The 12681-nt window shown below is 68.8% G+C and carries 14 protein-coding genes; 11 read left to right on the forward strand and 3 right to left on the reverse strand.

Features of this window, described 5'->3' with window-relative positions:
* The first annotated feature begins 269 nt into the window (after positions 1-269).
* Genes ACIBQ8_RS26675 through ACIBQ8_RS26685 form a run of 3 tightly spaced genes read left to right on the forward strand, consistent with a single transcriptional unit; the run spans position 270 to position 4998 of the window.
* Entirely contained in the window at positions 270-2624 is a 2355-nt protein-coding gene (locus ACIBQ8_RS26675) for a transglycosylase domain-containing protein (RefSeq protein ID WP_397193251.1), read from the forward strand.
* Positions 2621-3937 carry a glycosyltransferase family 87 protein gene (locus ACIBQ8_RS26680; RefSeq protein ID WP_397178757.1) on the forward strand — a complete coding sequence of 439 codons (1317 nt, stop codon included), beginning with the start codon at positions 2621-2623 and terminating at the stop codon, positions 3935-3937. Before ACIBQ8_RS26675 ends, ACIBQ8_RS26680 begins: the two co-directional genes overlap by 4 nt.
* On the forward strand, positions 3934-4998 hold the full coding sequence (locus ACIBQ8_RS26685) for a mannosyltransferase family protein (RefSeq protein WP_397193252.1): 1065 nt from the start codon (positions 3934-3936) through the stop codon (positions 4996-4998). The genes ACIBQ8_RS26680 and ACIBQ8_RS26685 overlap by 4 nt, the downstream gene beginning before the upstream one ends.
* 111 nt (positions 4999-5109) lie before the next feature.
* Here ACIBQ8_RS26685 and ACIBQ8_RS26690 read toward each other — a convergent pair whose 3' ends face one another.
* Entirely contained in the window at positions 5110-5853 is a 744-nt protein-coding gene (locus tag ACIBQ8_RS26690; protein WP_352362260.1) for a deoxyribonuclease IV, read from the reverse strand.
* Positions 5854-5929: 76 nt separating this feature from the next.
* Here ACIBQ8_RS26690 and ACIBQ8_RS26695 point away from each other — a divergent pair, with 76 nt between their 5' ends.
* Positions 5930-6109 carry a hypothetical protein gene (locus ACIBQ8_RS26695; protein ID WP_357973985.1) on the forward strand — a complete coding sequence of 60 codons (180 nt, stop codon included), beginning with the start codon at positions 5930-5932 and terminating at the stop codon, positions 6107-6109.
* Between the two features lie 58 nt (positions 6110-6167).
* On the opposite strand, the gene ACIBQ8_RS26700 is transcribed toward ACIBQ8_RS26695, so the two are convergent.
* On the reverse strand, positions 6168-6485 hold the full coding sequence (locus tag ACIBQ8_RS26700) for a hypothetical protein (RefSeq protein WP_397178755.1): 318 nt from the start codon (positions 6483-6485) through the stop codon (positions 6168-6170).
* Positions 6486-6676: 191 nt separating this feature from the next.
* Between ACIBQ8_RS26700 and rpsF the strand changes: the two genes are divergently transcribed.
* From rpsF to ACIBQ8_RS26735, 7 genes are all read left to right on the forward strand, one after another.
* Complete coding sequence (gene rpsF, locus ACIBQ8_RS26705) at positions 6677-6967, forward strand: 30S ribosomal protein S6 (RefSeq protein ID WP_026214314.1); 291 nt, start codon at positions 6677-6679, stop codon at positions 6965-6967.
* Between the two features lie 149 nt (positions 6968-7116).
* Positions 7117-7674 carry a single-stranded DNA-binding protein gene (locus ACIBQ8_RS26710; RefSeq protein WP_352322941.1) on the forward strand — a complete coding sequence of 186 codons (558 nt, stop codon included), beginning with the start codon at positions 7117-7119 and terminating at the stop codon, positions 7672-7674.
* A gap of 63 nt (positions 7675-7737) precedes the next feature.
* Positions 7738-7974 (forward strand): 30S ribosomal protein S18, encoded by a 237-nt coding sequence (rpsR, locus tag ACIBQ8_RS26715; RefSeq protein WP_020543048.1) that lies wholly within the window; start codon positions 7738-7740, stop codon positions 7972-7974.
* A gap of 14 nt (positions 7975-7988) precedes the next feature.
* Positions 7989-8435 carry a 50S ribosomal protein L9 gene (rplI, locus tag ACIBQ8_RS26720; protein WP_352322940.1) on the forward strand — a complete coding sequence of 149 codons (447 nt, stop codon included), beginning with the start codon at positions 7989-7991 and terminating at the stop codon, positions 8433-8435.
* A gap of 295 nt (positions 8436-8730) precedes the next feature.
* On the forward strand, positions 8731-9609 hold the full coding sequence (locus ACIBQ8_RS26725; protein ID WP_397178754.1) for an ABC transporter substrate-binding protein: 879 nt from the start codon (positions 8731-8733) through the stop codon (positions 9607-9609).
* A gap of 17 nt (positions 9610-9626) precedes the next feature.
* Positions 9627-10466 (forward strand): amino acid ABC transporter permease, encoded by an 840-nt coding sequence (locus tag ACIBQ8_RS26730; RefSeq protein WP_397193253.1) that lies wholly within the window; start codon positions 9627-9629, stop codon positions 10464-10466.
* Positions 10463-11206 carry an amino acid ABC transporter ATP-binding protein gene (locus ACIBQ8_RS26735; protein ID WP_397178752.1) on the forward strand — a complete coding sequence of 248 codons (744 nt, stop codon included), beginning with the start codon at positions 10463-10465 and terminating at the stop codon, positions 11204-11206. The genes ACIBQ8_RS26730 and ACIBQ8_RS26735 overlap by 4 nt, the downstream gene beginning before the upstream one ends.
* Here ACIBQ8_RS26735 and ACIBQ8_RS26740 read toward each other — a convergent pair.
* A complete protein-coding gene (locus ACIBQ8_RS26740; protein WP_397178751.1) occupies positions 11203-12672 on the reverse strand; it encodes an APC family permease in 1470 nt (489 codons plus the stop codon). The genes ACIBQ8_RS26735 and ACIBQ8_RS26740 overlap by 4 nt on opposite strands.
* Positions 12673-12681 lie beyond the last annotated feature (9 nt).

Here is a 12681-nt window from a genome sequence, read left to right on the forward strand (position 1 = left end):
ATGAGGGGACGGCCCGCCCGGGAAGGCGCCGTCGCTCCAACTCATCCCGTTCTGTGCCCCCAGGTTCTCCTCCCCAAACCGGCGAATCCGATTGGGGTGCGGCGCAGTCGCCGCGTCGTCCTGAAGCCGCTTATGAGCAGACCGGCGCGATGTCCGCGCAGCCGTACAGCGACCCAGCCTCCGGGCCGCAGCCCCAGCGCGGGGCGCCCCAGGGGCGTGAGGAACTGCCGCCGCGCGCCCGCTCCCGGGCGCGGCAGGACACGCGTTCGATGAGCAACCAGGAGACGATGGTCAGCGACGCGCCGCCCAGGCGCTCGCGCCGGGCGAGCGGGCAGGGTGAGCCGCCCGAGCCGCCCGGCCCGCCCGGCCCGCAGGACAGGAAGCGCGGCGGCTGGCGCCGGTTCGTGCCCAGTTGGAAGATCGTCGTGGCCAGCGTGGTCGTGCTGGCGGCCGGCATCTTCGGCATGATCATGGTCGCGTACAACCTCACGCCGGTGCCCGAGGCCACCCAGGCGTCGGCGGTCGCGCAGCAGAGCACGCTCTACTACCGCAACGGCAAGGTCCTCGCCAAGCTCGGCGTGCCCCGGCAGACCGTCACCATCGACAAGATGGCCGACACCGTCAAGGACGCCACGGTCGCCATCGAGAACAAGACGTTCTACGAGGACTCCGGCGTCTCCATCTCGGGCATGGCCCGTTCGGTGTGGATGACCGCGACCGGCCAGCAGCTCCAGGGCGCCTCGACCATCACCCAGCAGATGGCCCGCGGCTACTACGACGGCCTCAGCCAGGAGGTCTCCGTCAAGCGCAAGCTCAAGGAGATCTTCGTCGCGGTCAAGCTCAACCAGACGCTGAGCAAGGAAGACATCCTCGCCCGCTACCTCAACACCGTGAACTTCGGCCTGGCCTACGGCGTCGAGGCCGCCTCGCAGGCGTACTTCGGCAAGAACGTGCACGCCAAGGACCTGACCCCCGAGCAGGGCGCCTACCTGGCCGCGCGCATCCAGCGCCCGAGCTGGGGCCCCGACGACCCCGGGCTGCGCGACCGGTGGAACACGACCATCAAGTACATGGCCGAGCAGTGGCCCCAGAAGTACGGCGACCTGCCGGCGAAGGCGAAGTTCCCCAAGGTCTACAAGGGTGAGATCAAGGAGGTGTACGCGGGCCTGCGCGGCTACATGATCACGCAGGTGCTGGAGGAGCTGAAGCAGCGCAAGCTCACCCCCGACATGGTCAGGAGCGGCGGCTACCAGATCACCTCCACCTTCGACGAGAACCTCATGAAGGCCGCCAAGACGGCCGTCGAGGCCACGACGGCGAACATGTCGAAGGAGTTCCACGCCGGTCTGGCCGCCGTCGACCCGAGGAACGGCCGGGTCCTGGCCTTCTACGGCGGCTCGAACTTCATCACCGACCCGTTCAACGAGCCCTTCGACGCCGAGAAGCAGGCCGCGTCGGCGTTCAAGCCGTACGTGCTGGCCGCCTGGCTGCAGGCCGGTTACTCGCTCAAGAGCTACGTGCCGGGCAACCAGACCGTGCCGAAGGTCATCCCCGGCCAGCAGGACGGCGGCTTCCGCAACAGCCACAACGTCGGCCAGGCCGTCGACGTGGTCAAGGCCACAGCTCAGTCCGTCAACACCGCGTACGTGTCGATGGCGTACAAGCTGCCCAGGAAGCTCGACGACGTCAAGGAGCTCGTGGAGAACGCCGGGTTCGACAAGGGGCGCATGGACCAGGACGTCAAGGACCACCAGTTCCAGTTCGCCATCGGCAGCGCCCTGGTGACGCCGGTCGAGCAGGCCGCCGGGTACTCGATCTTCGCCAACGGCGGCAAGTACACCAAGTACCACGTGGTCCAGGACGTCAAGCTGAACGGCCAGGTCGTCTACCCCGAGCAGCGGACCTCGACCAGGGTCATCGACGCGGAGGTGGCCGCCGACGCGACGACGGCCATGCAGGAGGTGCTGAGGAGCGGCACCGCCGCCGGCCAGGGCCTCGGCAACCGGCCCGCGGCCGGCAAGACCGGCACCAACAACAACGAGAAGGAAGCCTGGTTCGTCGGTTACACGCCGCAGATCTCCGCTGCTGTGGGGTTCTACCGCGAGCAGTGCGTGACCAAGACGGGCAAGACCGTTCAGCCCCGGCACTCGAACTGTCCCGTCGTCCCCAACGAGAAGAAGCCGAGCAAGAAGTACGGCCCGAACAACCCGTACACCAGGGCCGTGGAGTCCCCGCTCGGCTTCGAGGGCGCCGGCCCGCCCACCGCGACCTGGCGGCGGTTCATGCTCGCCGCCCACGAGGGCAAGCCGATCGAGCAGTTCCCGCAGAAGGCCGACATCGGCCTGCCGGAGAACATCGTGGAGCGCCCGGTGCCGACGCCGACGCCCACCGCCACGAACCCGTTCGACGACGGCGGTGACAACCCCTTCGACGACGGCAGCGACCAGAACTGCCTGGTCGCGCCGTGCAACGACGACAGCGGCGACGTCACCGACGACTCGCAGGACACCGGCATCCCCGAGGCCGACGACCACGGCATCCTGAGCGGCGGCGGAGGCGGCAAGGCGCCCGACTCCCGGCCGACGGGAACCTCGCAGATGAGCGCCCGGCACGAGGAGTGGTGACGACGACCGAGGCACGCGTCCCTCTGGCGGCGCGTGCCGTGCCGTACCTGCCCCTGGGGCTGATCGCCGCCCTGGGGGCCGTCCTCGGCTACGTCGTGCGGCTGCCGTGCCGGACCGGCGGATGGAACGACCAGGTCCAGACGTACACGAACTTCTGTTACACCGACATCTACCCGCTGTACTTCGACCGGCAGCTCGCGACCCAGAACCCGTACTTCGCCGACGTGCCGTTCGAAAAGCAGGTCGAGTACCCCGTGGTGCTGGGCGAGGTGATGCAGGCCATCGCCTGGATCTCGCGGAAGCTGGAGCTCGACCAGGTCGCGCAGGCCGTCAGGTTCTACGACCTCACGGTCCTGCTGCTGGGCATCTGCCTGGTGGCCGGCGTCCTGCTGATGGCGGCGGTGGCCGGGCCCACCCGCCGGTGGGACGCGCTGTGGTACGCGATCTCGCCCGCCGTGATCCTGGCCGCGTACATCAACTGGGACCTGGTCGCCGGCGCGTTGTCGATGGGCATGCTGCTGGCCTGGGCGCGCAGGCGGCAGGTGCTCGCGGGCGTGCTGCTCGGGCTGGCCATCGCGACCAAGTTCTACCCGCTGATGTTCCTCGGCGCGCTGTTCCTGCTCACGCTGCGGACCGCGCGCTGGCGGCCGTTCCTGGTGACGCTGGGGTCGGCCGCGGGGGCCTGGCTCGTGGTCAACGTGCCCTTCATGGTCTTCGCCTGGGACGGCTGGCGCCGGTTCTACGTCTTCTCCCAGGAACGCGGGATCGACTGGGGCTCGCCGTGGCTGTTCTTCCAGCGCAAGGGCTGGGGGATCCTGGGCGAGGCCGACGTCAGCACGCTCGGCATGGTGACGCTGGCCGCGCTCTGCCTGGGCATTGCCGTGCTCGCGCTCACCGCGCCGCGCCGGCCCCGGCTGGCGCAGCTCTGCTTCCTCGCCCTGGCCGCGTTCATGATGACGAACAAGGTGTGGTCGCCGCAGTTCGTGCTGTGGCTGGTGCCGTTCGCGGTGCTGGCCAGGCCCCGGTGGAAGCCGCTGGCGTTGTGGCAGTTCGCCGAGGTCTGGTACTTCGCGGCGATCTGGCTCTACCTGCTCGCCCAGGCCCCGCTCAGCAGGGACGACCTGGGCATCGGGGACAACACGTACTTCACCGCCGTCTGGGGACGGGTCATCACCATCGGGATCATGATGGCGTTCGTCGTCCGTGACATCCTGCGTCCGGAACGGGACGTGGTGCGCCAGGACGGCATCGACGACCAGGCGGGCGGGGTGTTCGACGACGCCCCCGACCGGTTCGTGCTGAAGACGAGATGATCACCCGCTCGGCCGCTCGGGACGCGCTGCTGCTGTGGCTCGGATCGCGGGCCGGGCTCCTGCTGTCGACGCTGCTCGGCCTGACCCTGGCCGAGTACGCCGGCAAGTGGCGCCAATGGGATGCCGGCCTGTTCGTCACCATCGCCCAGTACGGGTACGACGGCGAGCCGGGCAAACCGCGCGACGACGGCCTGCCGGCGTTCTTCCCCGGCCTGCCGGTCATGTTGCGGGCGCTGCATCTCGTGGTGCCCAACTGGGCGATCTGCGGGCTGCTGATCTCGCTGGTCGCCGGGGCGGTGGCCATGGTCGCGCTGGCCCGGCTGGCCGAGGTCGAGGGCGCGACCGGCTGGATGGCGGTCCTGGCGCTGCTGCTGTTCCCGATGGCCGTGTTCCTGGCGGCGGGCTACAGCGAGTCGCTGTTCCTGGCCTTCGCGATCCCCGCGTGGCTGGCCGCCCGGCTCGGACGCTGGCCGCAGGCCGTGCTGCTGGCGGCGGGGGCGTCGTGCGTGCGGATCACCGGCCTGTTCCTGGCGGTCGCGCTGGCGGCGGAGTTCGTCAGGAGCAGGGAGTCGTGGCGGCGGGCCGGCTGGCTGGCGGTGCCGTTCCTTCCGCTGGCGGCGTACTCCTTCTACCACTACCGGCGGTCTGGCGACTGGCTGGCGTGGAAGCACGCGCAGGAGGCCGGCTGGGGACGCGACTTCGTCTGGCCCTGGGAGGCGTGGCGCACCACGTGGAACTCGGCCATGGGCGCCGACGACTTCGCGGTGGCCTTCCGCATGGAGATCGCCGGGGCGGTGCTGGCGGTGGGCGTGCTGGTGTGGCTGCTGGCGCTGCGCAGGTGGAGCGAGGCCGTCTACTGCGGGTTGCAGGCGGCGGCGCTGATGACCTCGGCGTACTACCTGTCGATCCCGCGCTCGCTGCTGCTGTGGTTCCCGCTGTGGGTCCTGGTCGCCAAGGTCGCGACCAGGAGGCCGTGGGTGATCGTGCTGTACGCGATGATCTGCGGGCCGCTCATGTACCTGAACGCGGCCCGCTTCCTCACGGGCGCCTGGGCCGGCTGAGGTCTCTATCCCGTTACGGGCGATTGGACGGGCTCAGATCTCTACCCGTTTCTTTGCCTCGGTAATCCAGGGAAGTTATCCACAGGCTGTGTGTTTTCGGTCGGGAGACGTTCAGAGGTTCTTGCGCAGGAACGCGATGTCGTCGGCCTGGCCCTCGCCCGGCGTCTCCACCACGACCGGGGCGCCCGCCGCGCGGCAGACCGCCAGGATCAGCTCCGGGTCGATCTTCCCCTGGCCCAGGTTGGCGTGCCGGTCGGCGCCGGAGTCGAAGTCGTCGCGCGAGTCGTTGCAGTGGACGAGGTCGATGCGGCCGGTGATCGCCTTGACCCGCTCGACCAGGTCGACCAGTTCCTCGCCGCCCGCGTGCGCGTGACAGGTGTCGAGGCAGAAGCCCACGTCGAAGCCGTCGAGCGCGTCCCACAGACGGGCGATGCGCTCCAGCTTGCGGGCCATGGCGTTGCCGCCGCCCGCGGTGTTCTCGATGAGCACGGGGATCGGGCACTCCATGCGCTCGAACACCTTGCGCCAGTTGTCGAAGCCCACCTGCGGGTCGTCGCTCTTGTTGACGTGGCCGCCGTGCACGACCAGGCCCTTGGCGCCGAGCCCCGCGGCCGCCTTGAGGTGCTGTTCGAGCAGCTTGCGGCTGGGGATCCTGATGCGGTTGTTCGTCGTGGCGACGTTGATCAGGTAGGGGGCGTGGATGTAGACGTCGACGCCCTCGACCGGCTTGTCCGGCAGCACCGGCTTGGCGTAGCCCTGCGGGTCGCCGAGGAAGAACTGCACGACCTCCGCCCCGATCCGTTCGGCGTGAGCGGCGGGATCGTCCTGGTCGACGTGAGCTCCGATACGCACCATGTCAAGGAGCTTATCCGTTTGGCGGAACCGCCTCCGGGAAGACGCCCGGCACCCCCTACCCCCGAGGAGAGCGCACATGACACGCTGGCGGCTGCGGGCGCTGATCTTATTGGTCTACGTGATCGTCGGGATCTACGTCGCCTGGATCTACGACTACATCACCCCGGGTCTCCTCCGGGACGTCGCCGAGGCGCTGCTCGCGGTGTTCCTCTGGTTCCTGGTGCTGCTCGGCATCGACCTGCACATCGGCAGGTGAGTCACATATCCCCGACGGCCCCGGCGTCACCGGGGCCGTCGGCCGGGCGCAAGGCCCGTCAAGGATGCGGCAGGAAGCCGCCGTGGGCGATGCCGAGCACGGCCCCCACGAACGAGGCCACCAGGCCGACGATGTTGACCGAACGCTGCGGCGTGGTCACCGAGATGTACTGCGAGTAGAGCCCGGTCCCGAAACCGAGCGTGCCGATCCAGGACGAGATCACGTGGGCGGCGGGGAAGAACGCGGCGACGAACGCCACGAGCCCGCACACCAGTGTCCCGATCGCCAGGCCGTTCTCCACCGGGTGAGAGCGTCCGTCGGTGTTGAGCGTGAGCCTGAACCGCTCCCTCTCCGAGGGATGAAGCACATGTGGCACAGCCGCCACCCCCTTGGTTTCCTACAGGCCTTCCCACCTACTCGTGGCTGGTAACCTGGGCAGCGCTGCGTTGTGATGGGTGACCCATCGCCCCGGGGCGCCGAAATGGGGCGCCGCGGCCTGACGTCAGCGTCCTCCTGTCACGGCAGAGTGTCGTGACCGCAAAAGTCCAGAGGAGGTTGGAGTCCCGCATGCGTCGTTACGAAGTAATGGTCATTCTGGACCCTTCGCTCGATGAGCGCACTGTCGCGCCGTCCCTCGACCAGTTCCTCACCGTGGTCCGCAACGACGGCGGCACCGTGGAGAAGGTCGACGTCTGGGGCCGTCGCCGTCTCGCCTACGACATCGACAAGAAGTCGGAAGGCATCTACGCCGTCATCGACCTGTCCGCGGAGCCCGCGACGGTCAAGGAGCTCGACCGCCAGATGAACCTCAACGAGGGCATCCTGCGCACCAAGGTCCTGCGCCCGGACGTGCACTAGCCATCAGGAAAGCCGCGAAGCGGGCCGTCCCTCCGGGAGGCGGCTCAACGAGCGGGTTTCTTGTTGACGACCACCGGCTTTTTGTCGGAGAGCACCCGTACTCTGAGCCGTAACCCAAGCGAAGGCGTGCAGGAAGGCGAGCGCTAGCCATGGCAGCAGGCGACACCGTAATCACCATCGTCGGCAACCTTGTCGACGACCCGGAGCTGCGCTTCACCCCGACGGGTCAAGCGGTGGCTCGATTCCGCATCGCGTCCACTCCGCGGTTCATGGATCGCCAGACCAACGAGTGGAAGGATGGCGAAAGCCTCTTCCTGACCTGCAACGTGTGGCGGCAGGCGGCGGAGAACGCCGCCGAGAGCCTCCAGCGCGGCATGCGGGTCATCGTGCAGGGGCGGCTCAAGCAACGGTCTTACGAGACCAAGGAAGGCGAGAAGCGCACGGTCTATGAGGTCGAGGTCGACGAGGTCGGCCCGTCCCTGCGCAACGCCACGGCCAAGGTCAACCGCACCACCCGCCAGGGTGGCGGCGGTGGCGGCGGCTTCGGCGGCGGTCCCGCCGACGATCCGTGGGCCTCTGCCTCGCCCGCCCCGCCCCAGGGCGGCGGCTACCAGGGCGGTGGCGGCGGCTTCGGCGGCGGCGGTGGCGGCAACCAGGGCGGCGGCTTCGGCGGCGGCAACGACTTCAGCGACGAACCGCCTTTCTAACATCTGTCCACAAGCCCGAGTCCATTCCCGCCCGAAAAGCGGGGCTCTGAGAGGAGCACCACGATGGCTAAGCCGGCACTGCGCAAGCCCAAGAAGAAGGTTTGCCTGTTCTGCCACGACAAGATCTCATACGTCGACTACAAGGACACGGCGCTGCTGCGGAAGTTCATCTCCGACCGCGGCAAGATCCGTGCGCGCCGGGTGACGGGCAACTGCACCCAGCACCAGCGCGACGTGGCGACCGCGATCAAGAACGCCCGTGAGGTGGCTCTGCTGCCTTACACGAGCACCGCGCGCTAAGGAGGTCTGTCGACATGAAGCTCATCCTCACCAACGAGGTCTCCGGCCTCGGCGCCCCTGGCGACGTCGTCGAGGTCAAGGACGGCTACGGCCGTAACTACCTCATCCCGCGCGGCTACGCCATGCGCTGGACGCGTGGCGCCGAGCGCCAGATCGAGACCATCAAGAAGGCTCGCGACGCTCGCGAGATCCGCGACCTCGGCACCGCCAAGGAGGTCGCCGGCCAGCTCGGCGCCCTGCGCGTGCGGCTGTCCACCCGCGCGGGCGAGTCGGGCCGGCTGTTCGGCTCGATCACCACGGGCGACATCGCCGACGCCGTCAAGGCGGCCGGCGGCCCGATCCTCGACCGCCGTCGCATCGAGATCCGCAACCCGATCAAGAGCGTCGGGTCGCACAAGATCACCGTCAAGCTCCACCCCGAGGTGTCGGCGTCCGTCGACGTCGACGTCGTGGCCGGCTGACGAACGCTGATCAAGCCCCTCTCCGCCAGGAGGGGGGCTTTTTCACGTTCCGGGGCCAGGGTGAACGGCCAGGGTGAACGGGCGGTGTGAACGGGCGGGGTTAGCGGGCGGGGTGAACGGCTGGTGGGCCTGCACCGGTCGTGCCGCCGCGACGTGCGCCGGTCCGGGACCGGCCGCCACGGTGGCGCGTTCCCCCGTGGGACCGGCCGGCCTGGTGACCTGCGCACTTATTTCCTATTGAGGACGCGTAGAATGCCTGCGTTCTTTGTGTGTGTTTCCCCCTGGAGGCTCTGCCATGGCCCGTTCCACGATGCTGCTCGCGATCGGTGTGCTCGCGGTAGGGGCCGTCGCATGTGCCCCGGCAGACCAACCGGCCGCCACGACGACCGGTTCCGCGGCGACCGGCTCAGCGGCGGCCGACGCCTGCGCCAAGGACCAGCTCAAGCTCGTCAACGGCGGCAAGCTGACCGTCGGCACCGACAAGCCGGCCTACGAACCGTGGTTCAAGGACGACGACCCGAGCAACGGCCAGGGGTTCGAGAGCGCGGTGGCGTTCGCGGTGGCCGGTGAGCTCGGCTTCGACCGGACCGAGGTGGAGTGGAGCACGGTCAAGTTCGACTCGGCGTTCGCGCCCGGGGCCAAGCAGTTCGACTTCGACGTCAACCAGGTCTCGATCAACCCCGACCGCGCCAAGGCGGTCGACTTCAGCAAGGGCTACTACACGGTCAAGCAGGCCGTCGTGGCGATCAAGGGCAGCAAGTACGCCGAGGCCAAGACCGTGGCCGAGCTCAAGGACGCCAAGTTCGGCGTCCAGGTGGGCACGACGTCGCTGGCCGGCGTCAACGACGTCGTCAAGCCGTCCGCCGAGCCCAACGTCTACAACGACCAGGTCGACGCCGTGAACGCGCTGAAGAACAAGCAGGTGGACGCGATCGTCGTCGACCTGCCCACCGCGTTCTACGTGACGGCCGCCCAGGTGGAGAACTCCAAGATCGTCGGCCAGTTCAGCTCGACCGGCGGCACGCCGGAGGAGTTCGGCCTGGTCATGGAGAAGGGCAGCGCGCTCAAGCCCTGCGTCGACAAGGCCGTCGACTCGCTGAAGTCGAAGGGTGAGCTGGCCAAGATCGAGCAGGAGTGGCTGGGCTCGGCGGCGGGCGCGCCCGAACTGTCGTGAGCCCGACCGGTAAGCCCGTGAGCGAGCACGTCCCCTCGCAACGGCAGCTTGAGCGCGAGCGCGTCCGCAGGTCGCGGGCGCGCCGCTCGGCCTCGATCGCGACGGCCTCGACGATCGTGTTCATCGTCCTGGTCGCCGTCCTGGCCACGAACTCGCCCGGCTGGCCCCGGGTTCGGGAGTCGTTCTTCTCGCCCGAGTGGTTCGTCGCCGCGTTGCCCAAGGTGCTCGAAGGGTTCCTGCTCAACATCAAGATATTTCTGATCGCCGAGCCGCTGATCCTGATCGTCGGGCTGCTGGTGGCGCTGGCCAGGGGCATCACCGCGCCCGCGTTCTTCCCGATCAGGGCCCTGGCCACGCTCTACACCGACGTCTTCCGCGGCGTGCCGACGCTCCTGGTCATCTTCCTCGTCGGGTTCGGGCTGCCCGCGCTGCGGTTGCAGGGCATCCCGACCGACCTGGCGACGCTGGGCGTGATCGCGCTGACGCTGTCGTACGGCGCGTACGTGGCCGAGGTGTTCCGCTCCGGCATCGAGTCGGTGCATCCGAGCCAGATCGCCGCGGCCCGCTCGCTGGGGCTGAGCCACGTCAAGGCCATGCGGTTCGTGGTTCTTCCGCAGGCCACCCGCCGGGTCGTGCCGCCGCTGCTCAACGACTTCGTCTCGCTGCAGAAGGACACCGCGCTGGTGGCCACCATCGGGCCGCTGGAGGCGCTCAGGCAGGCCCAGATCATCGCCCTCAGCAAGTTCAACTACACCCCCTACCTGGTCGCCTCGCTGGTGTTCATCCTGCTCACGATCCCGATGGCCAGGTTCACCGACCATCTGGCCGCCCGTACGCGCAGGAGGCGTGGCGCATGAGCCTGCTGACCATCGAAGGGGTGTGGAAGAACTTCCACGGCCACAGCGTGCTGCGCGGGATCGACCTTGAGGTGCAGCCGCACGAGGTCGTCAGCCTGATCGGCGCGTCCGGGTCGGGCAAGTCCACGCTCCTGCGCTGCGTGAACCTGCTGGAGACCGTCGACGACGGCGCCATCCACCTCGACGGCCAGGAGATCACCGACCCCCGCGTGGACGTCGACGACGTGCGCAAGCGGCTCGGCATCGTCTTCCAGGCGTTCAACCTGTTCCCGCACATGAGCGTGCTGGACAACATCACGCTCGCGCCCAGGCGGGTGCTCAGGACGTCCAGGGAACAGGCCGAGGAGCAGGCGCACGAGCTGCTGACCAGGTTCGGGCTGGCGGCCAAGGCCGGCGCGTACCCCGACCAGCTCTCGGGCGGGCAGCAGCAGCGGGTGGCGGTCATCAGGGCGCTGGCCATGCAGCCCAGGCTGATGCTGCTGGACGAGGTTACCTCGGCGCTCGACCCGCAACTGGTGGTGGAGGTGCTGGGGATCGTCAGGGAGCTCAAGGAGTCGGGGATGACGATGATCCTCACGACCCACGAGATGGGCTTCTGCCGCGACATCTCCGACACCGTGTGCTTCCTCGACGGCGGGGTGCTGGTGGAGAAGGGCCCGCCGGAGAAGATCTTCGCCTCGCCGGAGCAGCCGCGGACCAGGGAGTTCCTGCGCAGCGTGCTCGAATCCGGACGCCTCTAGCGGCGGTGGCGGCCCCGGGCGGCTTCGGCCGGGGCCTCCCGCGGGCCGGCGAGCAGGCTGTTGCGGCGGCCGTACAGCAGGTAGACCAGCAGCCCGAAGGCCATCCACAGGACGAACCACGCCCAGGTGAGCAGGCGCAGGTTGAGCATCAGCCACAGCGTGGCGACCAGCGACAGCGCGGGCAGCAGCGGCGAGAGCGGCACGCGGAAGCCGCGTTCCAGGTGCGGCATGCGCCGCCGCATCACGATCACGCCCGCCGCCACGAACAGGAACGCGAACAGCGTCCCGATGACGACCAGTTCCTGCATGGTGAGCACCGGGACGAACTCGGCCAGCACGATCGCGACGAACCCGATCACCAGCGTCACCCGCGACGGGGTGTGGTACTTGCGGCTGACCGTGGCCAGGCCGCGCGGGATCAGCCCGTCGCGGGCCATCGAGAACAGCACCCGCGTCTGACCCACGATCAGCACCAGGATCACGGTGGTCAGCCCGAGCACCGCCCCCGCGTCGATGACGTGCACCATCCAGTCCACGCCCGCGGCACGGAACGCGCTGGACAGCGGCGCGTCCCCGCTGATCTTCGTGTACGACACCATGCCCACCATGACCAGTGCGACCGCCAGATAGATGACCGTGGCGATCACCAGGCTCCGGATCATGCCCTTGGGCACGGACTTCGGCGCGTTGACGCTCTCCTCGGCCGAGGTCGCGACGATGTCGAAGCCGATGTAGGCGAACGCGATCGCCGAGGCCGCGGCGAAGACGCCGAACCAGCCGAAGGCCATGCCGTGCCCGGCGAAGAGCTCGATGACGGTCTGCGGGCGGACCGGCAGGGCCTTGGGCTCGACGTAGAAGTCGCCGTAGTTGGCCACGTCGATGTGGGTCACGCCCACGACGATGACCGCCCCGATGGCCAGCAGCTTGGCCGACACCATGACCCACAGCGCCCGGAGCCCCACCCGCGCGCCGAGCGCCACGATGCCCGTGAGCAGCACCAGGATGACCAGGACGAGCACGTCGTCCACGCCCTGCGGCACCCGCACGCCGAAGTCGTCGACCGCCTTGACCGCGATGGACGCCCACGCCCTGGCCACCACCGCGGCGGCGAACTGCAGCTCCAGGATCAGCGCCCAGCCGATGATCCAGGCCCAGACCTCGCCGAAGATGACGTACGTGAAGGTGTAGGCGCTGCCCGACGTCGGCATCGTGGACGACAGCTCGGCGTAGCACAGGCAGGCCAGCAGGCACGCGATACCGGCGATCATGAACGAGAGGATCACGCCGGGACCGGCCATGGTGTGGGCCTGCTCGCCGGCGATGCTGAAGATGCCGGCGCCGATGATCACACCGAGACCGAGAACGACGAGGTCGGCCGGGCGGTAGACCTCGGACAGGCTGTGCCGGGCGCCGGTGCGTAACCCGGTCGCCTCTGACGGTGGCAGTCGTCGAAGAATCGTGGACACGGAACACCC

The sequence above is a fragment of the Nonomuraea sp. NPDC049646 genome (assembly GCF_044465525.1).
Classification (GTDB): Bacteria; Actinomycetota; Actinomycetes; order Streptosporangiales; family Streptosporangiaceae; genus Nonomuraea.

Coding starts and splice junctions, on each gene's coding strand:
- rplI (WP_352322940.1), top strand. CDS start 7,989: ATGAAGCTCATCCTCACCAACGAGGTCTCCGGCCTCGGCGCCCCTGGC.
- ACIBQ8_RS26695 (WP_357973985.1), top strand. CDS start 5,930: ATGACACGCTGGCGGCTGCGGGCGCTGATCTTATTGGTCTACGTGATC.
- ACIBQ8_RS26690 (WP_352362260.1), bottom strand. CDS start 5,853: ATGGTGCGTATCGGAGCTCACGTCGACCAGGACGATCCCGCCGCTCAC.
- ACIBQ8_RS26735 (WP_397178752.1), top strand. CDS start 10,463: ATGAGCCTGCTGACCATCGAAGGGGTGTGGAAGAACTTCCACGGCCAC.
- ACIBQ8_RS26725 (WP_397178754.1), top strand. CDS start 8,731: ATGGCCCGTTCCACGATGCTGCTCGCGATCGGTGTGCTCGCGGTAGGG.
- rpsF (WP_026214314.1), top strand. CDS start 6,677: ATGCGTCGTTACGAAGTAATGGTCATTCTGGACCCTTCGCTCGATGAG.
- ACIBQ8_RS26710 (WP_352322941.1), top strand. CDS start 7,117: ATGGCAGCAGGCGACACCGTAATCACCATCGTCGGCAACCTTGTCGAC.
- ACIBQ8_RS26685 (WP_397193252.1), top strand. CDS start 3,934: ATGATCACCCGCTCGGCCGCTCGGGACGCGCTGCTGCTGTGGCTCGGA.
- ACIBQ8_RS26675 (WP_397193251.1), top strand. CDS start 270: ATGAGCAACCAGGAGACGATGGTCAGCGACGCGCCGCCCAGGCGCTCG.
- rpsR (WP_020543048.1), top strand. CDS start 7,738: ATGGCTAAGCCGGCACTGCGCAAGCCCAAGAAGAAGGTTTGCCTGTTC.